22 protein-coding genes are annotated in these 23,431 nt (G+C 70.0%); 20 read left to right on the top strand and 2 right to left on the bottom strand.

The genetic code is table 11. The annotated features are described in order from the left end of the window. Positions 1–11 precede the first annotated feature (11 nt). The 3 genes from ACWD3H_RS22035 to aspS are packed head-to-tail and all read left to right on the top strand — an operon-like array spanning position 12 to position 3,742. Positions 12–740, top strand: a complete 729-nt coding sequence (locus ACWD3H_RS22035; RefSeq protein WP_350927288.1) for an MBL fold metallo-hydrolase — start codon at positions 12–14, stop codon at positions 738–740. A 3-nt stretch (positions 741–743) separates the two neighbouring features. Then, the gene (gene hisS / locus ACWD3H_RS22030) at positions 744–2,009 is read left to right on the top strand and encodes a histidine--tRNA ligase (RefSeq protein ID WP_355553646.1); all 1,266 of its coding nucleotides are present in this window, start codon (positions 744–746) and stop codon (positions 2,007–2,009) included. Continuing rightward, positions 2,006–3,742, top strand: coding sequence for an aspartate--tRNA ligase (aspS, locus tag ACWD3H_RS22025; protein ID WP_451956295.1), 1,737 nt, complete (start codon positions 2,006–2,008; stop codon positions 3,740–3,742). Before hisS ends, aspS begins: the two co-directional genes overlap by 4 nt. 317 nt (positions 3,743–4,059) lie before the next feature. Here aspS and ACWD3H_RS22020 read toward each other — a convergent pair whose 3' ends face one another. Beyond that, positions 4,060–4,947: a peptidylprolyl isomerase gene (locus ACWD3H_RS22020; protein WP_451956294.1), complete on the bottom strand. Its 888-nt coding sequence runs from the start codon at positions 4,945–4,947 to the stop codon at positions 4,060–4,062. A 201-nt stretch (positions 4,948–5,148) separates the two neighbouring features. Between ACWD3H_RS22020 and ACWD3H_RS22015 the strand changes: the two genes are divergently transcribed. Both ACWD3H_RS22015 and ACWD3H_RS22010 read left to right on the top strand, forming a co-directional pair. Further along, the gene (locus ACWD3H_RS22015) at positions 5,149–5,610 is read left to right on the top strand and encodes a hypothetical protein (protein WP_350927296.1); all 462 of its coding nucleotides are present in this window, start codon (positions 5,149–5,151) and stop codon (positions 5,608–5,610) included. A gap of 31 nt (positions 5,611–5,641) precedes the next feature. Next, positions 5,642–6,955, top strand: a complete 1,314-nt coding sequence (locus ACWD3H_RS22010; protein WP_451956293.1) for a replication-associated recombination protein A — start codon at positions 5,642–5,644, stop codon at positions 6,953–6,955. Between the two features lie 294 nt (positions 6,956–7,249). On the opposite strand, the gene ACWD3H_RS22005 is transcribed toward ACWD3H_RS22010, so the two are convergent. Next, entirely contained in the window at positions 7,250–8,311 is a 1,062-nt protein-coding gene (locus ACWD3H_RS22005; RefSeq protein ID WP_451956292.1) for an RNA-guided endonuclease InsQ/TnpB family protein, read from the bottom strand. A gap of 74 nt (positions 8,312–8,385) precedes the next feature. Here ACWD3H_RS22005 and ACWD3H_RS22000 point away from each other — a divergent pair, with 74 nt between their 5' ends. From ACWD3H_RS22000 to pheT, 15 genes are all read left to right on the top strand, one after another. Further along, complete coding sequence (locus ACWD3H_RS22000) at positions 8,386–8,694, top strand: hypothetical protein (RefSeq protein ID WP_451956291.1); 309 nt, start codon at positions 8,386–8,388, stop codon at positions 8,692–8,694. Between the two features lie 185 nt (positions 8,695–8,879). Continuing rightward, on the top strand, positions 8,880–9,272 hold the full coding sequence (locus ACWD3H_RS21995) for a DUF948 domain-containing protein (RefSeq protein ID WP_030920026.1): 393 nt from the start codon (positions 8,880–8,882) through the stop codon (positions 9,270–9,272). After that, complete coding sequence (locus ACWD3H_RS21990; protein WP_451956290.1) at positions 9,269–9,523, top strand: hypothetical protein; 255 nt, start codon at positions 9,269–9,271, stop codon at positions 9,521–9,523. Before ACWD3H_RS21995 ends, ACWD3H_RS21990 begins: the two co-directional genes overlap by 4 nt. A 1-nt stretch (position 9,524) precedes the next feature. Then, positions 9,525–12,197 (top strand): alanine--tRNA ligase, encoded by a 2,673-nt coding sequence (gene alaS / locus ACWD3H_RS21985; protein ID WP_451956289.1) that lies wholly within the window; start codon positions 9,525–9,527, stop codon positions 12,195–12,197. A 52-nt stretch (positions 12,198–12,249) separates the two neighbouring features. Next, complete coding sequence (gene ruvX, locus ACWD3H_RS21980; RefSeq protein WP_355553719.1) at positions 12,250–12,723, top strand: Holliday junction resolvase RuvX; 474 nt, start codon at positions 12,250–12,252, stop codon at positions 12,721–12,723. Further along, complete coding sequence (gene mltG / locus ACWD3H_RS21975; RefSeq protein ID WP_451956288.1) at positions 12,720–13,760, top strand: endolytic transglycosylase MltG; 1,041 nt, start codon at positions 12,720–12,722, stop codon at positions 13,758–13,760. The genes ruvX and mltG (ACWD3H_RS21975) overlap by 4 nt, the downstream gene beginning before the upstream one ends. A 163-nt stretch (positions 13,761–13,923) precedes the next feature. After that, positions 13,924–15,099, top strand: a complete 1,176-nt coding sequence (gene mltG / locus ACWD3H_RS21970; protein WP_451956287.1) for an endolytic transglycosylase MltG — start codon at positions 13,924–13,926, stop codon at positions 15,097–15,099. After that, positions 15,096–15,920, top strand: coding sequence for a shikimate dehydrogenase (locus ACWD3H_RS21965; protein WP_451956372.1), 825 nt, complete (start codon positions 15,096–15,098; stop codon positions 15,918–15,920). Before mltG (ACWD3H_RS21970) ends, ACWD3H_RS21965 begins: the two co-directional genes overlap by 4 nt. Before the next feature lie 260 nt (positions 15,921–16,180). Continuing rightward, positions 16,181–16,885 (top strand): translation initiation factor IF-3, encoded by a 705-nt coding sequence (gene infC, locus ACWD3H_RS21960; RefSeq protein ID WP_355553676.1) that lies wholly within the window; start codon positions 16,181–16,183, stop codon positions 16,883–16,885. Positions 16,886–17,015: 130 nt separating this feature from the next. Then, positions 17,016–17,210, top strand: coding sequence for a 50S ribosomal protein L35 (gene rpmI / locus ACWD3H_RS21955; protein WP_030920046.1), 195 nt, complete (start codon positions 17,016–17,018; stop codon positions 17,208–17,210). A gap of 24 nt (positions 17,211–17,234) precedes the next feature. Next, positions 17,235–17,618, top strand: coding sequence for a 50S ribosomal protein L20 (rplT, locus tag ACWD3H_RS21950; RefSeq protein WP_012892552.1), 384 nt, complete (start codon positions 17,235–17,237; stop codon positions 17,616–17,618). Positions 17,619–17,690: 72 nt separating this feature from the next. Continuing rightward, positions 17,691–18,506, top strand: coding sequence for a TrmH family RNA methyltransferase (locus ACWD3H_RS21945; RefSeq protein WP_433378266.1), 816 nt, complete (start codon positions 17,691–17,693; stop codon positions 18,504–18,506). Between the two features lie 77 nt (positions 18,507–18,583). Then, positions 18,584–19,666 carry a sensor histidine kinase gene (locus tag ACWD3H_RS21940; RefSeq protein ID WP_343966367.1) on the top strand — a complete coding sequence of 361 codons (1,083 nt, stop codon included), beginning with the start codon at positions 18,584–18,586 and terminating at the stop codon, positions 19,664–19,666. Between the two features lie 121 nt (positions 19,667–19,787). Then, positions 19,788–20,837: a phenylalanine--tRNA ligase subunit alpha gene (gene pheS, locus ACWD3H_RS21935; RefSeq protein WP_350956993.1), complete on the top strand. Its 1,050-nt coding sequence runs from the start codon at positions 19,788–19,790 to the stop codon at positions 20,835–20,837. Next, on the top strand, positions 20,837–23,362 hold the full coding sequence (gene pheT, locus ACWD3H_RS21930; protein WP_451956286.1) for a phenylalanine--tRNA ligase subunit beta: 2,526 nt from the start codon (positions 20,837–20,839) through the stop codon (positions 23,360–23,362). Before pheS ends, pheT begins: the two co-directional genes overlap by 1 nt. Positions 23,363–23,431 lie beyond the last annotated feature (69 nt).

Raw genomic sequence — 23,431 nt, 5'->3', positions numbered from 1 at the left:
AGCTGAGGCAGATGCTCATCGCCGGCTTTCCCGCAGGGTCCTTCCAGACCAACTGTTACGTCGTCGCTCCCGCCGCGGGCGAGGAGTGCGTGGTCGTCGATCCCGGCCAGAACGCCGTCGGCGACCTCGATGACCTGCTGCGCGAGCACAGGCTCAAACCGGTCGCGGTGCTGGTCACCCACGGGCACCTCGACCACATGTGGTCGGTCGCCCCGGTCTGCGGCGCGCGTGACGTCCCCGCGTGGATCCATCCCGAAGACCGCGCGCTGCTGTCCGATCCCGGCAAGGGGATGTCGCTGTCCGCGAAACAGCAACTGTTCGGGGGACTGACCTTCACCGAGCCGGACGACGTGCGCGAGCTCGCGGACGGCGAGGTGTTGCGGCTGGCGGGCCTGGAGCTCACCGTCGACCACGCCCCCGGCCATACCAGGGGGTCGGTGACCTTCAGGTTGCCCAGCACCGAGGAGATCCCCGACGTGCTGTTCTCGGGCGATCTGCTCTTCGCCGGCTCCATCGGCCGCACAGATCTTCCAGGCGGCGACTACCCGACCATCCTGCGCAGCCTGGCGGCCAAGTGCCTGCCGCTGCCGGCGGACACGGTGGTGCTGCCCGGCCACGGACCACAGACCACGATCGGCCAAGAGCGTGCCACCAATCCGTATCTCGCGGAGGCGGAGCAGGCCGCGGGCGCAGGCCCCGCAGGTCTCGGGCACGACCGCGGCCCCGGCAGGGGACTTTAGACAATGACTTTGCAGGCGCCCAAGGGCACCTTCGACTGGCTCCCACCGCGTTCGGAGCGGGCGCTCGCCGTACGCGAGGCGCTGACCGCCCCCGCCCGCCGGGCGGGTTACGGCTACATCGAGACGCCGGTCTTCGAGGACACCGCGCTGTTCGTGCGCGGCGTCGGTGAGTCGACGGACATCGTCTCCAAGGAGATGTACACCTTCGAGGACAAGGGCGGGCGCTCCATCACGCTGCGCCCGGAGGGCACCGCCTCGGTGGTGCGCGCGGTCCTCCAGCACGGCCTGCACAACGGGCAGCTTCCGGTGAAGCTCTGGTACTCGGGCAGCCAGTTCCGCTACGAGCGGGCGCAGAAGGGCCGCTACCGCCACTTCTGGCAGGTCGGCGCCGAGGCGCTGGGCTCCGAGGACCCGGCGCTCGACGCCGAGCTGATCCTGCTGGCCGTCGACGGCTACGCCGCGCTGGGGCTCACCGGGGTCCGGCTGCTGATCAACACGCTGGGTGACAGGGAGTGCCGCCCCGTCTACCGGGCCGCGCTCCAGGACTTCCTGCGCGGCCTCGACCTCGACGAGCCCACCCGGCAGCGGATCGAGATCAACCCGCTGCGCGTGCTCGACGACAAGCGCCCCGAGGTGCAGGAGCGGCTGGCCGGCGCGCCGCTGGTCGTCGACCACCTGTGCGGGGCGTGCAAGGCCTATCACGAGGAGGTCCGCTCGCTGCTGACCGCCTCCGGCGTGGCCTACACCGACGACCCCCGGCTGGTCCGCGGCCTCGACTACTACACGCGGACCACGTTCGAGTTCGTCCACGACGGGCTCGGCTCCCAGTCCGCGGTCGGCGGCGGGGGCCGCTACGACGGGCTGAGCGAGATGCTCGGCGGTCCCGCCCTGCCCAGCGTCGGCTGGGCGCTCGGCGTCGACCGTACGGTCCTGGCCATGGAGGCCGAGGGCCTGTTCGCGGGCGACGGCGAACAGGCGCGCGTACAGGTGTACGGTGTGCCGCTGGGTGAGGAGGCGCGCCGCCGGATGTTCCTTCTTGTCACCGAGTTGCGCCGGGCGGGCCTGGCCGCCGACATGTCGTTCGGCGGCAAGGGTGTCAAGGGCGCCATGAAGGGCGCCGACCGCTCGGGGGCGAGCCACGCGGTGATCCTCGGCGAGCGTGATATCGCCGCGGGGACCGCGCAGGTCAAGGACCTGGTCAGCGGAGAGCAGACCGCCGTACCACTCGCTGAGATCGTCACGACGTTGAAGGAGAGACTGGACAAATGATCCGCACGCACGAAGCGGGATCACTGCGCGAGGAGCACGCCGGGCAGCAGGTGACGCTCGCCGGATGGGTGGGGCGACGCCGCGACCACGGCGGCGTGGTCTTCATCGACCTGCGTGACGCCTCCGGCTCCGCCCAGGTGGTCTTCCGCGAGGAGGACGACGCCCACGGCCTGCGCGCCGAATACTGCGTCAAGGTCGTCGGGCAGGTGCGGGTCCGCCCCGAGGGCAACGAGAACCCCGACCTGCCGACCGGTGCGATCGAGGTCGTCGCCTCCGAGGTCGAGGTGCTCAGCGAGTCCGCCCCGCTGCCGTTCCCCATTGAAGGCGCGGCCGGCATTTCAGAGGAGGCCAGGCTCAAGTATCGCTACCTCGACATCCGCCGCCATCAGGTCGCGCACGCCATGCGCACCCGTTCCAAGGCCACCTACCTCGCCCACGAGGTGATGAACGAGCACGGGTTCGTCTACGTCGAGACCCCGACGCTGACCCGTTCGACCCCCGAGGGCGCCCGCGACTTCCTCGTCCCGGTCCGGCTCCAGCCGGGCAACTGGTACGCCCTGCCCCAGTCGCCCCAGCTGTTCAAGCAGCTTCTCCAGGTCGCCGGGCTTGAGCGCTACTACCAGCTCGCCAAGTGCTACCGCGACGAGGACCTGCGCGCCGACCGGCAGCCGGAGTTCACCCAGATCGACGTCGAGATGTCCTTCGTGGACCAGGACGACATCATCGCCCTGGGCGAGGTGCTGATCGGGCGCATCTGGAAGGAGACGGTCGGCTACGACCTGCCGGTGCCGCTGCCCCGGATGACCTACCGCGACGCCATGGCCCGCTACGGCTCCGACAAGCCCGACCTGCGCTTCGGCCAGGAGCTCGTCGAGATGACGGAGTTCTTCGCCGACACCACCTTCCGCGTGTTCCAGGCGCCGTACGTGGGCGCGGTGGTCATGCCGGGCGGTGCCTCGCAGACCCGCAAGGAGCTGGACGGCTGGCAGGAGTGGGCCAGGTCGCGCGGCGCCAAGGGCCTGGCCTACGTGCTCGTCGGGGAGGACGGCACGCTCGGCGGGCCCGTCGCCAAGAACCTGTCGGAGACCGAGGCGGCCGGCCTGGCCGCCAAGGTGGGTGCCGAGCCCGGTGACGCGATCTTCTTCGCGGCCGGTGCGGCCTCCGCCTCCCGTGACCTGCTCGGCGCGGCCCGGCTGGAGATCGGCCGTCGCTGCGACCTGATCGACGAGTCGGTGTGGAACTTCCTGTGGATCGTCGACGCCCCCATGTTCGAGGAGGACGGCGAGGGCGGCTGGACCGCGGTGCACCACCCCTTCACCGGTCCCAAGCCTGAGTGGGCGGACAACTTCCAGGACCACCCCGGCGAGGCCCTGGCCTACGCCTACGACATGGTCTGCAACGGTATGGAGATCGGTGGCGGCTCGATCCGGATCCACCGTGCCGAGATGCAGCAGCGCGTCTTCGACGTGCTCGGCATCTCCAAGGAGGAGGCGGAGAACAAGTTCGGCTTCCTGCTGGAGGCGTTCAAGTACGGCCCGCCGCCGCACGGCGGCATCGCCTACGGCTGGGACCGGATCTGCATGCTCCTGGCGAGAGGTGACTCCATCCGCGACGTCATCGCCTTCCCGAAGACGGCCTCGGGCTTCGACCCGCTGACCGGCGCGCCCACCCCGATCACGGCGGAGCAGCGCAAGGAGGCCGGCGTCGACAGCAGGCCCAAGGCCGACGCCTGATCCGAGGTCCGCACCAGAAGTGACCGAGGGCCCCCGGACGACGCTCCGGGGGCCCTCGGTGTGTCTGGGGCAGGTGGCCCCGATGGTGCTCTCCGCGGGCCTGTCGGGCATCCTGCGCGGCCGGGCGGAGGGTGCCGGGCTTCCCGGACGGCACCGGCCCCACGTCCCTTACCCGGCCGCTCCGGCGTCCGCGCCGGCGTCCCGGCTCCCGGGCGGGCGGCCTCGCCCCGAGTCGTACGGGGGTGATACCGCGAGACGCCCCGGCGGTCGGATGACCACCGGGGCGCCTCGCGGGCGGCGGGCCGTCGCGGATCCGGCTAGGAGAGCCGTACGGTCTTGATGATCACCGGGATCTTGGGAGCGTTGGAGCCGCCGTCGCCGGTGATGTCGTCGGGGTTGGTGATCCAGCCGCCCTTGTAGATCTTTTCGAGGATCTCCAGGCCCTGGGAGACGACGCCGAAGGGGGTGTAGGCCTTCTCCACCTGGTCGGTCTCGTCGGCCAGCGAGATCCAGAACTGGCTGCCGTTCTGGTTGACGGCGTCGATCGCCTGGGCCACCGCGACCGTGCCCCTGGTGTACGGGATCCCGCCGAGGTTCTCGCTGTCGTAGACGTAGCCCGAGCTGCCCTGACCGTCGGTGGGGTTCTTGCCGTCGGCCTTGGCCTGCGGGTCACCGCACTGCAGCAGGCCCAGGCCGGAGTTCTCCGGGGTGGCCAGGCGGTGGCACTTGGTGTTGTCGAAGAAGTGCTTCCTGGCCAGGAAGGCGAAGGAGTTGACCGTGCAGGGGGCCTGCGCGGTCGCCAGGTCGATCACGATGTCACCGTGGTTGGTGGTGATCGTCATGGTCTTCAACTTCAGGTTGGGCTTGGTCGGCGGCCTGCCCACGTTCTTCATCGGGCTGCCGCTGGTGTCCTTGCGGTAGGAACAGGTCACGGGGGCCGGGGGGGCCGTGATGCTCGGCTCGGGCGTCGCGACGGCGTCCTCGGACGGTGTGCTGCTCGCATCGGGCGTCGCGGCGGCCTGGACCTCCTTGCCGTCACCACCGAGGAGCCTCACCCCGGCGAACAGGCCTCCCGCGACGACGACCACCGCGATGACCGCTCCGATGACGGCGTTCCGCTTCGACGTGCTCTTCTGCTCAGCACGTTTCGCCTGCCGCTCCTTGTGCTCCCGAGCCAACTGGCTCTGGCGGTCCTCGGCGCTCACCGCTATGTCCTCCAGGATTACTGTTACATGACTACGGACTGGCGGAAAGCGTACCGGCCCTAAGGTGTGCTGCACGTAAGTGGCGGAATTCGCCGGATGGGGACAGAGGGGAAAGACCGGGATCTCTTCACACTCTCCATAACCCGTTCATGGTGGGATCCGTACTTGCTGATGACGAGCCACGCACCACCGGAGCGCTCCATGTTCGACGAGATCCTCGGCCTGCCCCTCCACCCCCTGGTCGTCCACGCCGCCGTGGTCCTGACCCCGCTCCTGGCGGTGCTCGCCGCCGTGTACGCGCTGCTGCCCCGCACCCGGCCCGTGCTCACCTGGGCGGTGGTCGGGCTCGCCCCGATAGTGCCGGTGAGCGTCTTCGTGGCACGGGAGAGCGGGGAGTCGCTGGAGGAGGGCCGTTTCGCCTCCGCGGGCGGGCAGGTCGGTGAACGCATAGCCGAGCACGCGAGCTTCAGCATCCCCCTGCTGCTCGTCACCCTCGCCCTCGGGGTGATGTCGCTGGCTCTCGTCCACGTCTCGCGCGGTGACCGGTTCGGCCGTCGGGCGGGGCTGGCCGTCTCGGCGCTGACCGTGGTCCTGGCCGCCGTCGCGCTCTACTACGTGGTGCGGGCCGGGCACAGCGGGGCCGTCACCGTCTGGGCGAACTGAGGCGTAGCCGGGCAGCGGTACTGTCTCAGGAGTGGACAGCCTGTTCGATTCGGCGGCGGAGGAGGCCCATCGCGGCCAGGAGCCCCTGGCGGTGCGGATGCGCCCCAGGAGCCTGGACGAGGTGATCGGCCAGCGGCACCTGCTGGGCTCCGGTACGCCGCTGCGCCGCCTCGTCGAGGCCGAGGCGCCGATGTCGCTCTTCCTCTGGGGCCCGCCGGGCACCGGCAAGACCACCCTCGCCTACGTGGTGGCGGGCGTCACCAAACGCCGCTTCGTGGAGGTCTCCGCGGTGTCGGCGGGTGTCAAGGAGGTCCGCGCGGCCATCGAGCAGGCCCGGCGAGAGCTGGGCATGTCCGGTCGCCAGACCGTCCTGTTCGTCGACGAGGTGCACCGTTTCAACAAGGCGCAGCAGGACGCCCTGCTGCCCGCCGTGGAGAACCGCTGGGTCACCTTCATCGGCGCCACCACGGAGAACCCCTTCTTCTCCGTCATCTCGCCCCTGCTGTCGCGCTCGCTGCTGCTGACCCTGGAGTCGCTGTCGGAAGACGACATCCGGGTGGTGCTGGAGCGCGCCGTCGCCGACCCGCGTGGCCTGGAGGGAAGGGTGCGCCTGGCGCCCGAGGCCGCCGAGCATCTGGTGCGGCTGGCCGGCGGCGACGCCCGCAGGTCGCTCACCTACCTGGAGGCCGCCGCGCTGATCTCCGCCGACGGCGAGGTCACCGTCGAGGTGGTGGAGCGGGCGGTGGACAAGGCGGCTGTGCGCTACGACCGTCAAGGCGACCAGCACTACGACGTGATCAGCGGTTTCATCAAGAGCATGCGGGGCTCCGACGCCGACGCCGCGCTGCACTACCTCGCCCGGATGGTCGAGGCGGGCGAGGACCCCCGGTTCATCGCCCGCAGGATCGTCATCTTCGCCTCCGAGGACGTCGGCATGGCCGATCCCACCTGCCTGCAGGTCGCGGTGGCCGCGGCCCAGGCGGTGGAGTTCATCGGCCTGCCGGAGGGGCGGCTCAACCTGGCCCAGGCGGTCGTCCACTGCGCGCTGGCCCCCAAGTCCAACGCGGTGATCAATGCCATCGGCGCGGCCTCCGAGGACGTGCGGCGCGGCAACATCGGCCATGTCCCCGACCATCTGCGTGACGCCCACTACCCGGGAGCCAAGAAGCTCGGCCACGGCAAGGGCTACAAGTACCCCCACGACTTCGAGCACGGCCTGGTCCGTCAGGAGTACGCGCCCGAGGAGCTCAGGGACCGGCGCTACTACCGGCCCACCCGGCACGGCGCCGAGGCGGGCTTCGCCGACCGCTGGTCCAGGATCCGCACCTTCCTGCGCGGAGAGTGACCTGCCGTACCGCTCGCCCGGCTCCCCGGCGCGCCGCCACGTACGATCTCGCGGGTCGTCCCGCTCCCCCTGCCCGGCTCCGGCTCGAGGGCTCACCCGGCCGGGCGGCCCCGCTCCGCGAGCGGGGCGCGCCGGCGCGGGAAGCGCATGGTCAGCAGCCTGGCGCGTGGGGCGACCCGTCCGGCCAGGTTGAACAGGGCCTCGGTGCGCGAGCGGTCGGCGTCGAGATGGGTCAGCTTCTCGGCCCCGAGGGGGCCGAGCTTGCAGCTCCTTGCCGTCGATGGATTCGACGGTTCAGGCCGCGTCGTCGGCAGCGTGACGCACTGCCCGGCGACCGATGTTGATCGCCGCGAAGTAGTCCGCCGGGCCAGCGAGCCCGCACGAAACACACCGGAACCCATCCCGGGTAGGACGGTTCCGCCTGTCGAGGTGGCCGCACCCCGGGCAGGTGCGGGAGGTGTTGCGCAGGTCCACCAGCCGTACGACCACCCCGGCCAGGGCGGTCTTGTACGCCACGAACGTGCGCAGTTGATGAAAACCCCAGGAGTTCAGGTCGGCACGCTGAGCCTTACGAACCGTGACCCGGTCCCGAATGCCTTGAAGGTCTTCCAGGGCGATCCCGGCGCGGGTGTCTTTGGCCTTGCCGACCAGTTGTTTGGAGATGACGTGGTTGACGTCGCGGGCGAACCGCGACTCCTTACGGCGGCGCCTCTTCAGCAGCCGCTTGGCGGATTTCGTGCCCTTGGCCTGGAGGCGGGCGTTACGCCGCCGCACCGCCCGTACCCCCTTGCCGCTGTAGGACTCACCCGTGGAGTCGGTGGCGAGGTTGACGATGCCCAGATCAACCCCCAGCCACTCCCTCGGCTCCTCCCCCGAGGGTGGAGCGGGCACCTCGACGACCACGGAGAGGAAGAACACGCCGTCGCGATAGACGAGATCCGCCTGACCCCGCAGGGTCGCTCCTGCACTGTTCAGCCACCGCCCCCGGTAGAGAACGGGCACGACGACCCGGCCGCTCAAGGTGAGGAGACTGATCGAATCTGGGCCTTTCCAGGTGAGGATGCGCGGGTCGTAGGCGACCGCCCCCAGCCGGCGGAAGACCGGCTTGATGGTCTTGTCGCGCTTGTAGGCCTGGCAGGCCTTGGCGATGGAGCGGGCGGCCATTTGCGCCGACAGCCCGAACTCCTGGCGCAGGTCGGCGTAGACGAGCTTCTGCAGTACGAGCTTGTTCGCGGTGCGGTGGGCAAAAGCGATCTCGGCTGCCCTAGTGGCGGCGGCGTTGCACGCGCGCATCGTCGCCAGCAGCGCCCGCCCCTGTTGAGGAGTGGGCGGCCTACCGGCGGGCCGTCCGTCCATGGGTGCCGCGCCTGCGGCCCGTCATGCCGTCGGCCTCGGTGTACGTGTCAGGCGGCTGCGTCGCGTGCTCGGCAGTGGGGAGATGGATCGTCCGCAGGCGGCCCGCGGGGCTGCGGGTGCTGGCCGCCGAGGAGCACCCCTCGGGGCCGCGCCGGATCAGCTACGAGCGCGCGGACGGGCGGGTTTTCCAGGGCGTGGCCGCGATGGCGTACGTCCTCACCCATATCCACCTCGGCTGGGCGCCGGCCGGCTGGGCCCTCATGCTCCCCGGGGTCGACCGGTTCGCGCAGCTGTGCGCGGACGCCTTCGGGTACGGCCCGCGGACCGTGCGCTCCCCGTACGGTACGGAGGGCGGGCCGGGCGTGGGCGCGGAGGCACCGTGAACCCCGTGCGGTCCGAAGAGCACCCGGGTCCTTCGGAGGCGGGCCTTCCCCGAAAGGCCCGACCGGCCCCGAAGGCGTGGTCCGGTCGCGCGCGGTAAGTGAGGATGAGTGATATCGGGCACGATAGGGTTTTGCCAATCCACCCGACCATGGCCGGGGTCACCTATGAGGGGACGGGTCCGCACATGCTTACCGCAGGAGAGGTCGCGGGGCTGATCGTCGCGATGGCCTGGGCGATCCTGGTCTGTTTCATGGCCGTCGTCATGGTCAGGCTGGCCCGCCTGCTCACCGAGACCACCAAGATGGTCTCCCAGCTGGGCGACCGCGTCGTGCCGCTGCTGGAGGACGTGTCGGCCGCCGTCGGCGAGACCAACCGTCAGCTGGTCGCCATCGAGGCGATCACCAGGGACGTCAAGCAGGTCAGCGGGCACGTGGCCAAGGTCAGCGACGTCACCCAGAACCTGGTCACCGGGCCGCTGATCAAGGTCGCGGCCCTCACCCACGGTGTCCGCCGGGCCGTGGGTGCCCGCAGGCGCGCCAGGCCCGCCGCGCAGGCGCTGGAAAGGCGGCGGAGATGATCCGCAGGCTGTTCTACATGGGCCTGGGCGCGTTCGGCGCGCTGTGGGTCATGCGTAAGCTTCAGGCACTGCACCCGAACCACCTGGCCCGCCGGGCCGTTCGGAACGCGGGCGGGGTCCTGGAGCAGGCGCGGGATCTCGCGGAGGACGCCCTGCGGGGGGCGGCCGAACGGGAAACCGAGTTGCGATCCAGGTTCGGGCTCGACACTGTGGAAAACCCCAATCACTCCAACGTAAAGGATGGCCGCTGACATGGAGTCGGCAGAGATCGCCCGCCGCTTCCTGCGCTTCTTCGAGGAGCGTGGGCACACCGTTGTGCCCTCGGCCAGCCTCATCGCCGAGGACCCGACGCTGCTTCTGGTCAACGCGGGCATGGTGCCCTTCAAGCCCTACTTCCTGGGCCAGCAGAAGCCGCCCTACAAGCGGGCCACCAGCGCGCAGAAGGTCGTCAGGACCCTCGACATCGACGAGGTCGGCAAGACGACCAGGCACGCCAGCTTCTTCCAGATGCTCGGAAACTTCTCCTTCGGCGACTACTTCAAGGAGCAGGCGATCCCGTTCGCCTGGGAGCTGCTGACCAAGCCCGAGTCCGAGGGCGGGTTCGGCTTCCCCGAGGACCGCCTCTGGGTCACCGTCTACCTCGACGACGACGAGGCCGCCGACATCTGGCACAGGAAGGCCGGAGTGCCGCTGGAGCGCATCCAGCGCCGTGACCTGGCGGACAACTACTGGCACATGGGCGTGCCGGGTCCCGGCGGGCCGTGCAGCGAGATCTACTACGACCGCGGTGCCGAGTACGGGCGCGAGGGCGGCCCGATCGTCGACGAGAACCGCTACCTCGAGGTGTGGAACAACGTCTTCATGCAGTTCCAGCTCGGTGCGGTCCGCAGCAAGGTGGACTTCGACATCGTCGGCGAGCTGCCGGCCAAGAGCGTCGACACGGGCATGGGCCTGGAGCGCATGGCGGCGATTCTGCAGGGCGTCGACAACATCTACGAGATCGACACCACGTACAAGATCCTTGACCGGGCCGCGGAGCTCACCAAGACGCGTTACGGCCGCGACGAGCGCGCCGACGTCTCGCTGCGGGTCGTCGCCGACCACGTCAGGACCGGCGTGATGCTCGTGGCCGACGGGGTGCTGCCCTCCAACGAGGGCCGGGGATACGTGCTTCGCCGCATCCTGCGCCGTGCCATCCGTAACCTGCGCCTGCTCGGCGCGGGTGAGGAGCGCTACATGCACGAGCTCACCGCGGTGACCGTCGATGTCATGGGCCAGCAGTACGCGGAGCTCAGGGCCGACGCCCCGCAGATCCACGGCGTCATCGACGCGGAGGAGGGGTCCTTCCTCGGTACCCTCCGCACCGGCACCGCGATCTTCGACGTGGCGGCCGAGGAGACCAAGCGCAAGGGGCGGGGCACGCTCGCGGCCGACCAGGCCTTCCAGCTCCACGACACCTACGGGTTCCCGATCGACCTGACCCTGGAGATGGCCTCCGAGCAGGGGCTGCAGGTCGACGAGGAGGGCTTCCGCCGGCTGATGAAGGAGCAGCGCGACCGGGCCAAGGCCGACGCCGCCTCCAAGAAGACCGGCAACGCCGACATCTCGGTCTTCGGCCAGATCCTGGAGAAGGCCGGCAAGGTCGAGTTCCTCGGCTACGACCACGTGACGGCCGAGGCCGAGGTCGCCGGCCTCCTCGTCGACGGCGCCTCCGTCGCCGCGGCGGGCGCGGGTACGGCGGTCGAGGTCGTGCTGAGCCGCACCCCGTTCTACGCCGAGGGCGGCGGCCAGCTCTCCGACCAGGGCCTCATCCGCACCGGCGGGGCCGAGGTGGAGATCGTGGACGTGCAGTCCCCGGTCGCCGGCCTCGTCGTGCACCGGGGCAAGGTCCGTACCGGGGAGATCCGGGTGGGCGAGACGGCCCAGGCCGAGATCGACGTCGAGCGGCGCCGGGCCATCTCCCGCAGCCACACCGCCACCCACCTGGTGCACCGGGGCTTCCGCAACGCGCTGGGCGAGACCGCGGCGCAGGCCGGTTCCGAGAACTCGCCGGGCCGCTTCCGCTTCGACTTCACCGCCGCGGGCGCCGTGCCGCCCAGCGTGTTGCGCGACGTCGAGGATGAGGTCAACGCGGTCCTGATCAACGACCTGCGGGTCAACGCCTTCCACACCTCCCAGGCCGAGGCCCGCGCGATGGGCGCGCTGGCCCTGTTCGGTGAGAAGTACGGCGACACCGTCCGCATCGTCGAGGTCGGTGAGTACTCCCGTGAGCTCTGCGGTGGCACCCACGTCGCCAGCTCCGGGCAGCTGGGCCTGGTCAAGGTGCTGGGTGAGGCCTCGATCGGTGCGGGTGTGCGCCGGGTGGAGGCCCTGGTCGGCCTCGACGCGTTCCGCTTCCTGGCCAGGGAGAGCGTGCTCGTCGCCCAGTTGTCGGAGCAGCTCAAGGCGCGCAGGGAAGAGCTCCCCGAACGCGTCGAGGGCATCGTCACCCGGTTGCGCTCCGCGGAGAAGGAACTGGCCACGTTGCGCTCGGCCCAGGCGCTCGCCGGTGCGGGGGAGATGGCGGGAAACGCCCGTGATCTGCATGGAGTCTCCGTTGTGACGCACCGTGCGCCTGATGGAACATCTCCTGATGATCTGCGTAAACTCGCACTCGACGTGCGCGGCCGGTTCCCGAGCGACCGCGCTGCGGTCGTCGTCGTCGCCGGTGTCCCCAATGACCGGCCGGTCGTCGTGGCCGCGGTCAACGAGGTGGGACGCGATCGCGGCCTGAAGGCCGGCCGTCTGGTCGGCGTCGCCGCGAAGGCACTCGGAGGTGGCGGTGGCGGTAAGGATGACGTCGCTCAGGGAGGCGGTGTGCGCCCCGAGGCGATCGACGAGGCGCTCGCGGCCGTCGAGCAGGCGATCACGCAGACGCTCACCTGATGGGGAACGACACTCTCGAGCCGTGGCCGGTACGAGGGTGGAGACAGAGATGATGAGAAACGGCATTCGGCTGGGCGTCGATGCCGGCTCGGTCCGTATCGGCGTGGCCAGAAGCGATCCCTCGGGGTTGCTTGCCACGCCGGTGGAGACCGTCCGGCGTGGCAAGGGCGACCTCGACCGGCTCGCGGAGATCGCGGCCGAGTACGAGGTCGTCGAGGTGGTGGTCGGCCTGCCGACCTCGCTCTCCGGGCGCGAGGGGCAGGCGGCGGCCGTCGCCCGTGACTTCGCGAACCGGATCGCACTCCGGCTGGCGCCCGTCCCGGTGCGGATGTTCGACGAGCGGTTGACCACCGTCACCGCCCAGCAGGGACTGCGGGCCAGCGGGGTGAAGGCGAAGAACCAGCGCGGTGTGGTGGACCAGGCTGCCGCCGTCGTGCTGCTCCAGGCGGCGCTGGACGCCGAACGCGCCACCGGCAGGCCTCCCGGCAGCCCTGTCGCGCCACCGGGCGGCGGGACCGTTCGGTGAGCCGTCCGCGGCCGATATGGCTGTTGGTGGCCGGGGCGACGGTGCTCGCCACCGCCGCCGGGACGGCGGCCGGGCTCGTCGTGGTCCGCCCCTATCTCATGCCCGCCGACTTCGAGGGGCCGGGGTCCGGCACGGTCGTCGTCGAGATCTCCGAGGGGGCGAGTGCCGGTGCGATCGGGCTGGCGCTGGCCGACGCCGGAGTGGTGGCAAGTGCCAGGGCGTTCGTCAGGGCGTCGGAGGAGCAGGCCAGGACGGGCAGCCTGCACCCCGGCCACTTCAGGCTCCGCAGGGGCATGGACGCCCGCTCGGCACTCGGCATGCTGGTGACGCCCGAGTCGCGGATGGTGCTCAGGGTCACCGTCCCCGAGGGGCTCCGCCTGCCCGAACTGCTCGACCGGCTCGCCGAGGGCACCGGCATGCGCCGGGCCGACCTGGCCAGAGCCGCGGACGACGTGCGGGCGCTGGGCCTGCCACGGTACGCCAGGAACGCCGAGGGCTTCCTGTTCCCCGCCACCTACGAGATCGAGCCCGGCACGACCGCTCAGGACGTGCTGGTCGCGATGGTGGAACGTTACAAACAGGTCGCCGAGCAACTCGACCTCAAGGAGCGGGCCGCCAGGAAGCGGTTGACCCCCCTGGAGGCTGTCACGATGGCGAGCATCGTCCAGGCGGAGGGTGGGCGGGACCCGGACTATCCGAAGATCGCTAGAGTGATCTACAACCGGATCAGGGCAGGAACGCCACTTCAACTGGACACCACGGTGCTGTACGCGCAGAGGCGCAGGACCCTGGAGGTGTCCGAGAAGGACACCGAGGTGAGGTCTCCGTACAACACCTATCGCAGACCTGGCCTGCCCCCCGGACCCATCGCGAACCCCGGGGAGAAGGCGTTGATCGCGGCACTTCGGCCAGATCAAGGTGATTGGTTCTGGTTCGTAACCACAGATCCGGAGCATAGAATCACGAAATTCACTGACAAAGAGAGTGAGTTTGTGAGATACCGGGAAGAGCTGAACAGATACCTCGGGAAGCGTTGATGCCCGGCGGAACACCCCCCGTTCCGCCGCATGCGGCGCCCCGTACCCGCGAACCAGACGACCACTCCCGGGACACCGGGAGGTCTGGCCGGGTGCTTTCCTTCGGTTTGGCACACCCGCTTGACGCCAGGCCGTCCCTAGCGGGAGATTGGCCAGCGTCTCTATGAACGATCTCGATATGGACTTCCTGGTCGGCTCCGACGACGAAGGTCGGCCGGGCCGAAGATCTCGCGCGTCCTCAGGACGCGACTCCGGTGGCCGACGCGGCCGGCGTAGGAAGCGCCGCCGTAACCGGGGCGGCTTCCTCGCCCCCATGCTCGCGGTCATCGTGCTGTTCGGCGGCATCGGTGCCGCCGGCTTCTACGGCTACACCTGGGTCCGCGACGTGATGACCCCGGACGACTACACCGGACCTGGGTCCGGCGAGGTCGTCGTGGAGATCAAGGACGGCCAGAACGCCTCCGACGTCGCCCAGACCCTGGAGGAGCAGGGCGTGGTGAAGAGCGTCAAAGCCTTCGTCAACGCCGTCGCCCAGGCGGGCAAGAGCTCCTCCCTGCAGCCTGGCGAATACAGCATGCGCAAGCAGATGGCGGCCGCGGAGGCCGTCAAGCTTCTCGATCCGGAAAAGCGGCTGCTGGAGAGGGTCACCCTCAAGGAGGGGCTGCGCCTGAGCGACACCCTCAAGCAACTCGCCGAGAAGACCGGCAAGCCGCTCAGGGAGTTCCAGCAGGCGGCCAAGAACAGCCGGAAGCTCGGCCTGCCGTCCTACGCCAGGGGCAGACTGGAGGGCTACGCCTTCCCGGCCACCTACGACATCAGGCCCAAGATGACGCCCTCCGACATCCTGGTCGCGCTGGTCGACCGCTTCACCCAGACGGCGGAGAAGGACGACCTGCAGGGTAAGGCCAAGGAACTCGGGCACACTCCGCACGAGATCATGACGATCGCCAGCATCGTCCAGGCCGAGTCCGGTACCAAAGAGGACATGGGCAAGGTGGCCCGGGTCATCTACAACCGGCTCGACGGCAATCCCCGCCGCAAGCTGGAGATGGACAGCACGGTGATGTACGGGCTGAACAAGTACGGCATCGAGTCCTCCCACAAGGATCTTGAGAGTTCCTCGCCCTACAACACCTACAGGTTCGAGGGCCTGCCTCCCGGACCGATCGCCAACCCGGGAGACGACGCCATCCAGGCGGCGCTCAACCCCACCAAGGGGGACTGGGTCTGGTTCGTGACCACCTGCCCGGCGCGGCAGATCACCAAGTTCGCCTCGACGGAGACGGACTTCCTCGCGCTCAAGGCCGAGTACGAGAGAAACAAGGGGAACGGATGCTGAGAGCGGCGGTCCTGGGGTCACCGATCGCCCACTCGCTCTCCCCGTACCTGCACCGCGCCGCCTACGAGGGCATGGGCCTGCACGACTGGCGGTACGAGGCGATCGAGTGCGAGGAGGCCGGGCTCCCCGGCCTCCTCGACGGGCTGGACGCCGACTGGGCGGGGCTCTCGCTCACCATGCCGCTCAAGCGGGCCGTGCTGCCGCTGCTCGACACCGTCTCGGAGCTCGCACTCCAGGTGGGCGGGGCCAACACGGTGATCCTGCGCGACGGCGCCCGGCACGGGCACAACACCGACGTGTACGGCATCGTCCGGGCGCTCGCGGAGGCGGGCGTGGCCCCGCCCGCCTCCGCGACCGTCCTCGGTGGGGGCGCGACGGCCTCCTCCGCGCTGGCCGCCCTGCGCGAGCTGGGTCTGGGCGAGGTGACCCTCGTGGTCCGTGACCTGTCCAGGGCGGCGGAGACCGTCGAGACGGCCGAGCGGCTGGACATGAGCCTGACGGTGCAGACCTTCGACAAGCTCGACACCGCGCTGGGGGTCGACCTGGTCGTCTCGACCCTGCCCTCCGGCGCGGCCGACGGCTTCACCGAGTCGCTGGCGGACGTGCCGGCGCTCTTCGACGTGGTCTACGCACCCTGGCCCACCCGGACGGCGGCGGCGGTGGCCGAGCGGGGCGGGACTGTCGTCGGGGGTTTCCCGATGCTCCTGCACCAGGCGGTCCGGCAGGTCGAGATGATGACCGGCCGCGCGGACGTGCCGGTGGAGGCGATGCGCGAGGCGGGGAAGAGCGAGATCGTCAGGCGTGCCGCTCCAACGGAATGATTCTGGGTGAGTGTGTCGTTGTGATAGAGTGACTAATCGATCGGTCCGGCGTTCCTGCTGGACGCGCAAGCGGAGGTCATCCTCCCACCTCGTCGGCCGCAAGGCTGACAGGTCAGGATCACACCGGGTAGGTTTCCGGCGAGCTTAACGGCATAAAGCCTTCGAGTTCATGTGGCCCCGCATGCGTGACGTGCGGGGCATCTTGCGTTCGACGCGCCTTTACCGGGTGCGTGTTCTGCGACTTCCCGGCACGATCGAGCATGTTGCGACCTTTCGTAAGAAAGGTCGCGGATCGCAACCTAGGAGGCCCCATCAGCGCCGAGCCCCGCATCAATGACCGCATTCGCGTGCCCGAGGTCCGCCTCGTGGGCCCGAACGGCGAACAGGTGGGCATCGTCTCCATCGGCGATGCTTTGAAGCTGGCTCAAGAAGCCGACCTCGACCTGGTCGAGGTCGCGGCAACGGCTCGCCCGCCAGTGTGCAAGCTCATGGACTACGGCAAATTCAAGTACGAGTCCGCGATGAAGGCACGCGAGGCGCGCCGTAACCAGGCGTACACCATCATCAAGGAGATCAAGCTCCGGCCGAAGATCGACCCGCACGACTACGAGACCAAGAAGGGTCACGTGGTGCGGTTCCTCAAGGCCGGCGACAAGGTCAAGGTCACCATCATGTTCCGTGGTCGGGAGCAGTCCCGGCCCGAGCTGGGCTTCCGGCTCCTGCAGCGACTGGCGGAGGACGTGACGGAGCTCGGCTTCGTCGAGTCCCAGCCCAAGCAGGACGGCCGAAACATGATCATGGTGATCGGCCCGCACAAGAAGAAGGCTGAGGCCAAGGCCGAGAAGGCGGCGGCCAAGGCGCGGCATGACGAGAACCCCTCGGGGGACAGGTCGCCGGCCGGCGACGAGACGCACGTCAACGACGAGGTGTCCGTCAACGGAGCGGTGGCGGCCCCGCAGGAGTAACTCGCATAGCCTGGATCGTCAGGTAGTCGCGATATCACGTCGAGACCGGGTCCGGTCTCGTAGTCAGGCATGCCCTTGACTTGGGTTACCGGCCCGGGACATCGGCACGATCGAGGGAGAGACGGCTGAGATGCCGAAGATGAAGACGCACAGCGGTGCGAAGAAGCGGTTCAGGCTCACGGGTTCCGGCAAGCTTGTGCGCCGCCGCGCCAACCGTGCGCACTACAACGAGCACAAGCCGTCCACCTTGACGCGTCGTCTCAAGCCCGAGGTCGTGCTCTCCGACGCCGACTCCAAGAAGATCAAGAAGCTGCTCGCTAAGTAACCGCCCCCGGGGAGATAGATACACATGGCACGCGTGAAGCGGGCGATCAACGCCAAGAAGAAGCGCAAGGTCGTTCTCGAGCGGGCGAAGGGCTATCGGGGTCAGCGTTCCAGGCTGTACCGCAAGGCCAAGGAGCAGATGCTCCACTCGATGACGTACGCCTACCGCGACCGCAAGGACCGCAAGGGCACCTTCCGCCGTCTCTGGATCCAGCGCATCAACGCCGCTGCCCGCCAGAACGGCATCACCTACAACAGGCTCATCCAGGGCCTGCGGCTCGCCTCCATCGAGGTCGACCGCAAGATCCTCGCTGACCTCGCGGTCAACGACGCCGCCACGTTCGCGACGCTGGTCGAGGCCGCCAAGAAGGCGCTCCCGGCCGACGTGAACGCGCCGGTCGCCGGCTGAGCGAGACACTGACGACCATGCGGTCCGCAGCGATGACGCTGCGGGCCGCATTCGCATTCTTGGGGGACGGGCATGGCCGGGTCTGAGCTGACCAATATCAAGTCACCGCGGGTCAAGGCCGCGCGGAGGCTGACCAAGCGGGCCTTCAGGGACCGCGACCGCTCCTTCCTGGCAGAGGGGCCACAGGCGGTCCGTGAGGCGCTGGCGCTGGACGGCGTCGTGGTGGAGCTGTTCGCCACCGCCGAGGCCGAGCTGCGCCACGCCGACGTCATCGCCGCCGCCACCGCCGCGGGGGTGCCCCTCTTCCGGGCCAGTGGCGAGGTCATGGCCGAGCTGGCCCAGACCGTCACCCCCCAGGGACTGCTGGCCGTGTGCCGCTTCGTGCACGTGCCCCTGAACGACTCCGTCACCTCCGACGCCAGGCTGGTGGCCGTGCTCGCCCACGTTCGCGACCCGGGCAACGCGGGCACGGTGCTGCGCACCGCCGACGCCGCGGGTGCCGACTCGGTGGTCTTCACCGACGCCTCGGTCGATCCCTACAACGGCAAGTGCGTGCGGGCCAGCGCGGGCAGCCTGTTCCATCTCCCGGTCACCACGGGTGTCCATGTGACCCGGGTCGTGGAGCACCTGAAGGGTTCCGGGCTGCGGGTGCTCGCCGCCGACGGCGCGGGCAAGCAGACCCTGGACGACATGGACCTGTCCGGCCCGACGGCCTGGATCTTCGGCAACGAGGCCTGGGGGCTTCCCGAGGAGATTTTGGGATTGGCCGACGACGTCGTCCGGGTTCCGATTTACGGGCGGGCCGAGAGCCTGAACCTCGCGACCGCCGCCGCGGTCTGTCTGTACGCATCTGCCCGGTCTCAGCGCACCGGTCCCGGCGCCAGGTGACGCCCCCCGCCTCGAGGCTGCCGTACGACGCGGGAAACCCGCTATTGTCGGCCATGTAGCGTCGAGGAGGCGGGGTCGTGCACGGCGAACACACCGGCGAGCGGAGCACCGATCCCGCTTCTGTGATCGACGTCGACGAGCTTCCCGACGGCCTCGTGGTGACCGATGGAGACGGCCACGTGCTGACCGTCAACCGGGCCGCGGCCCGGTTGACCGGGGTCACCCGCGAGCAGGCCGCGGGGCGGCACCTGCGCGACGTGTTCTCCTTCCACGACCACGACGGGCGCGACTGGTGGAAGTGGCTCGACACCTACGGCGGGTTGCGCACCCGCACCCGCCAGCCCGAGCTGCCGCTGCGCACCCTCGGTGGCCAGGAGATGCTGGTGGCCGCCCGGCTGGTGCGAGAGCCCCGGCGGGGCGGCGAGGTGGTCCGGGTGGTCATCACGCTGCGTGACACCGGAGCCCGTGCCCGCCTGGAGCGCAGCCGCGCCGACCTGGTCTCCACGGTCGCCCACGAGCTGCGCTCCCCGCTGACCAGTGTCAAGGGGTTCACCGCGACCCTGCTGGCCAAGTGGACCCGTTTCACCGACGACCAGAAGCTGGTCATGCTGGAGACGGTCAACGCCGACGCCGACCGGGTGACCAGGCTGATCACCGAGCTGCTCGACGTCTCGCGTATCGAGTCGGGGCGGCTGGAGATCCATCGCCAGGTGGTCGACATCCCGGCCAGGATCTCCAAGGTCATCGCGGGGCGGGTGGCGGCGGGTGAGCCGGACGACCGCTTCCTGCTCCAGGTGCGCGGTGAGCTGCCCGAGACCTGGCTCGACCAGGACAAGATCGATCAGGTGCTTGCCAACCTGGTGGAAAACGCGGTGCGGCACGGGCGCGGTACGGTGACAATAGTCGTCGAACCGAGCGAATGGGGAGTGACCGTGTCCGTCCGTGACCAGGGAGAGGGCATCCCGCCCGAGCTGGTCACGCGCGTCTTCCGGCAGTTCTGGCGGGGCAACGCCCGCCGCCGCGGCGGCACCGGGCTCGGCCTGTTCATCGTCAAGGGGCTGATCGAGGCTCACGGTGGCACCATCTCCGTACAGCGCGGACCCGAGGGCGGCGCCGAGTTTCGATTTATGGTGCCCACCGGCACCCCTGACTTCGCCTGAGCGTGAATGCCAGCCCGGTGGGCTTACCCGACTAGACTCGTGGCCGCTCAAGCCCTGGATTCGGAGCTCTCTCTTGTCAAACTACGACCCGGTCGAGGTGACCCCGCTGCACGCCGATGAGATGGCGCGCATGCAGGCCGACGCGATCGACGCCGTCAAGGCGGCGCGCGACCTCGAAGAACTCAAGCAGGTGCGCCTCGCGCACGCCGGTGACCGCTCACCGATCGCCCTGGCCAACCGCGAGATCGGCGCCCTGCCCCCGGCGGCCCGCGCCGAGGCGGGCAAGCGTATCGGCGGCGCCCGCAAAGCCGTCGCCGACGCTCTCGCCGAACGGCAGGCGCAGTTGGAGGCCGAGCGCGACGAGCGGGTCCTCGTCGAGGAGACCGTCGACGTCACGCTGCCCTCTGGCCGCGCCTCCCGGGGCGCCAGGCATCCGCTGACCACCCTCCAGGAGCGCATAGCCGACGCCTTCGTCGCGATGGGCTACGAGGTGGCGGAGGGCCCCGAGCTGGAGGGGGAGTGGTTCAACTTCGACGCGTTGAACATCTCCGCCGACCACCCGGCGCGCTCGGAGCACGACACCTTCTTCGTGGAGTCCGTCGACTCGGGCAAGGTGCTGCGCACCCAGACCTCTCCCGTCCAGATCCGGGCGCTGCTCAGCAGGGAGCTTCCGATCTACGTGATCTCGCCGGGCAAGGTGTTCCGCACCGACGAGCTTGACGCCACCCACACCCCGGTCTTCCACCAGGTCGAGGGGCTGGCGATCGACGAGGGCCTGACCATGGCCCATCTCAAGGGCACCCTCGACCGGTTCGCTGAGGTCATGTTCGGTGAGGGCATCACCACCCGGTTCCGGCCCAACTACTTCCCGTTCACCGAGCCCTCGGCCGAGATGGACCTGAAGTGCTTCGTCTGCCGCGGTGCCTCCGCGGTGCCGGGAAACCCGTCCTGCCGCACCTGTAAGTCGGAGGGCTGGATCGAGTGGGGCGGCTGCGGCATGGTCAACCCGCGGGTGCTCATCGCCTGCGGCGTCGACCCCGCCCGCTACAGCGGCTTCGCCTTCGGCATGGGCGTCGAACGCACCCTGATGTTCCGCCACAACGCCGAGGACATGCGCGACATGGTCGAGGGAGACGTCCGCTTCACGCTCCCCTTCGGAATGGAGGTCTGATGAAGGTCTCGCTTTCATGGCTGCGGGAGTACGTCGATCTCCCCGCCGTCACGGCGCACGAGATCGCCGAGAAGCTCACCGCGGCCGGGCTCAAACTGGAGTCCGTCATCTCCTACGGCCACGACATCAAGAACGTCGTGGTGGGCGAGGTGCTCTCCATCGAGACCCTGGAGGGTTTCAAGAAGCCCATCCGCCACTGCCAGGTCGAGGTGGGGGAGGCCGCGCCTCGCGAGATCGTCTGCGGTGCGACCAACTTCGAGGCCGGCGACCGTGTCCCGGTCGCGCTGCCCGGCGCCGTGCTGCCCGGCGGGTTCGAGATCGCCTCCCGTAAGACCTACGGACGCCTGTCGGACGGCATGATCTGCTCGGAGGCGGAGCTCGGGGTGGCCGAGTCCTCCCCGGGCATCCTCGTGCTGCCCGGGGACACTCCGATCGGCGCCGACGTGGTCGAGCTGCTCGGCCTGCGCGACGACGTGATCGAGCTTGAGATCACCCCGGACATCGGCTACGCGCTCTCCATCCGGGGTGTGGCCCGCGAGGCCGCCGCAGCCTTCGACTCGGCGTTCATCGACCCGGCGGACGTCTCCCCGCCCGTCGCGTCAGGTCCCGCCTACCCGGCCTCGATCGCCGACCCGTCGGCCTGTGACCGCTTCGTGCTCCGCGAGATCCACGGGTTCGACCCGTCGGCGAGCAGCCCGCTGTGGATGCGCGCACGGCTCACCCGCGCCGGTATGCGCCCGGTCTCGCTGGCCGTCGACGTCACCAACTACGTCATGCTGGAGCTCGGCCAGCCGCTGCACGCCTTCGACGCCGCCAGGCTGACCGGTGAGATCGTGGTGCGCAGGGCCGAGCCCGGCGAGACGCTGGAGACACTCGACCACGTGGTCCGCAAGCTCCACCCGGACGACATCCTGATCACCGACGGGTCGGGCGTGATCTCGATGGCCGGCACCATGGGCGGCCTGCACACCGAGATCTCCGACGCCTCCACCGACATCGTGATCGAGGCCGCCCACTTCTCCGCCAGTGGCATCGCGCGCATGTCGCGCCGGCACAACCTGGTCAGCGAGGCATCCAAGCGCTTCGAGCGGGGCGTCGACCGGGAGCTTCCGCTGTACGCCTCCTGGCGTGCCGCTCAGCTTCTGGCCGAGCTGGGCGGCGGCACGATCCAGCCGGGCGTCACCCACGCCGAGGTGGAGGTCGAGCCGGCCCGTGTCGCCATCCCGAGCGGCTACCCCGGCAGGGTCGCGGGCACCGTCTACGACCGGGAGACGGTGATCCGCCGCCTGGAACAGGTCGGCTGCGCGGTCGAGAGCTCCGCCACCGAGACCGGCACCGCCGCCGACGGGATCGCCGCGAAGCTCGCGGTCACCGGCGACGACATGCTGGTGGTCACCCCACCCTCGTGGCGGCCTGACCTGACCGACCCGAACGACCTCGCCGAGGAGGTCATCCGGCTGGAGGGCTACGAGAACCTGCCCTCGATCCTGCCCGCCGCCCCCGCGGGTGCCGGTCTCACCGAGAGCCAGCGCCTGCGCCGCCGGGTCGGCCGCTCACTGGCCGCCGCCGGCTACGTCGAGATCCTCTCCTACCCGTTCAGCGGGGAGCGCGACTTCGACAACCTGCAACTGCCCGCCGCCGACGCGCGTCGCCTGGCCGTACGGCTGGCCAATCCGCTCAGCGAGGACGAGCCGCTGATGCGGACCACCCTGCTGCCCGGCCTGCTCAAGACGCTGGTCCGCAACGTGGGCCGGGGTTTCGGCGATGTGGCGCTGTTCGAGACGGGCCTGGTCTACCGGCCCTCGCCGGACGCGCCCGCCGTCGCCCCCGTGCTGGGCGTCGACCGCAGGCCGAGCCCGGAGGAGCTGGCCTCGATCGAGTCCGCGCTGCCGGCCCAGCCGCTGCGGGTCGGGGTCGTGCTGGCCGGGGAGTTCGAGCCGTCCGGCTGGTGGGGCAAGGGCAGGGGAGCCGACTGGGCGGACGCCGTCGAGGCGGCCCGGGTGGTGGCCGCCGAGGCCGGCGTCACCCTCGACGTCCGCGCGGACCGGCACGAGCCCTGGCACCCGGGCCGCTGCGCCGCGCTGTACGCCGGTGACGTGCTCGTCGGTCACGCCGGCGAGCTGCATCCGCGCGTGGTCGAGGCGTACGGCCTGCCCCCGCGCACCTGCGCGATGGAGCTGGAGCTGACCCGGCTGGAGCAGTCGCCGGTCGGCCGGCCGCAGGCGCCGGCGATCTCCGGCTACCCGGTCGCGAGCCAGGACGTCGCGCTCATCGTCGACGCGGCGATCCCGGTGGCCCCGGTGGAGGCGGCGCTGCGCGAGGGCGCGGGCGAGCTGCTGGAGTCGATCCGGCTGTTCGACGTCTACGCCGGTGCCCAGGTGGGCGAGGGCAGGAAGTCTCTCGCCTACTCCCTGCGCTTCCGGGCGGCCGACAGGACGCTCACGGTGGAGGAGACCACCGCGGCCCGTGACGCGGCCGTGGCCCTGGCCGCCGAGCGCACCGGGGCACGGTTGCGCGGCGTCTGACCGGCGGCTGAGGGGCTCGGGACACATCCCGAGCCCCTTTCATCGCTCCGGACCGGGATTCCCGCCGGT

The organism is Streptosporangium sp. NPDC002607 (assembly GCF_053592655.1).
This window is presented reverse-complemented; position numbering and strand designations above follow the sequence as displayed.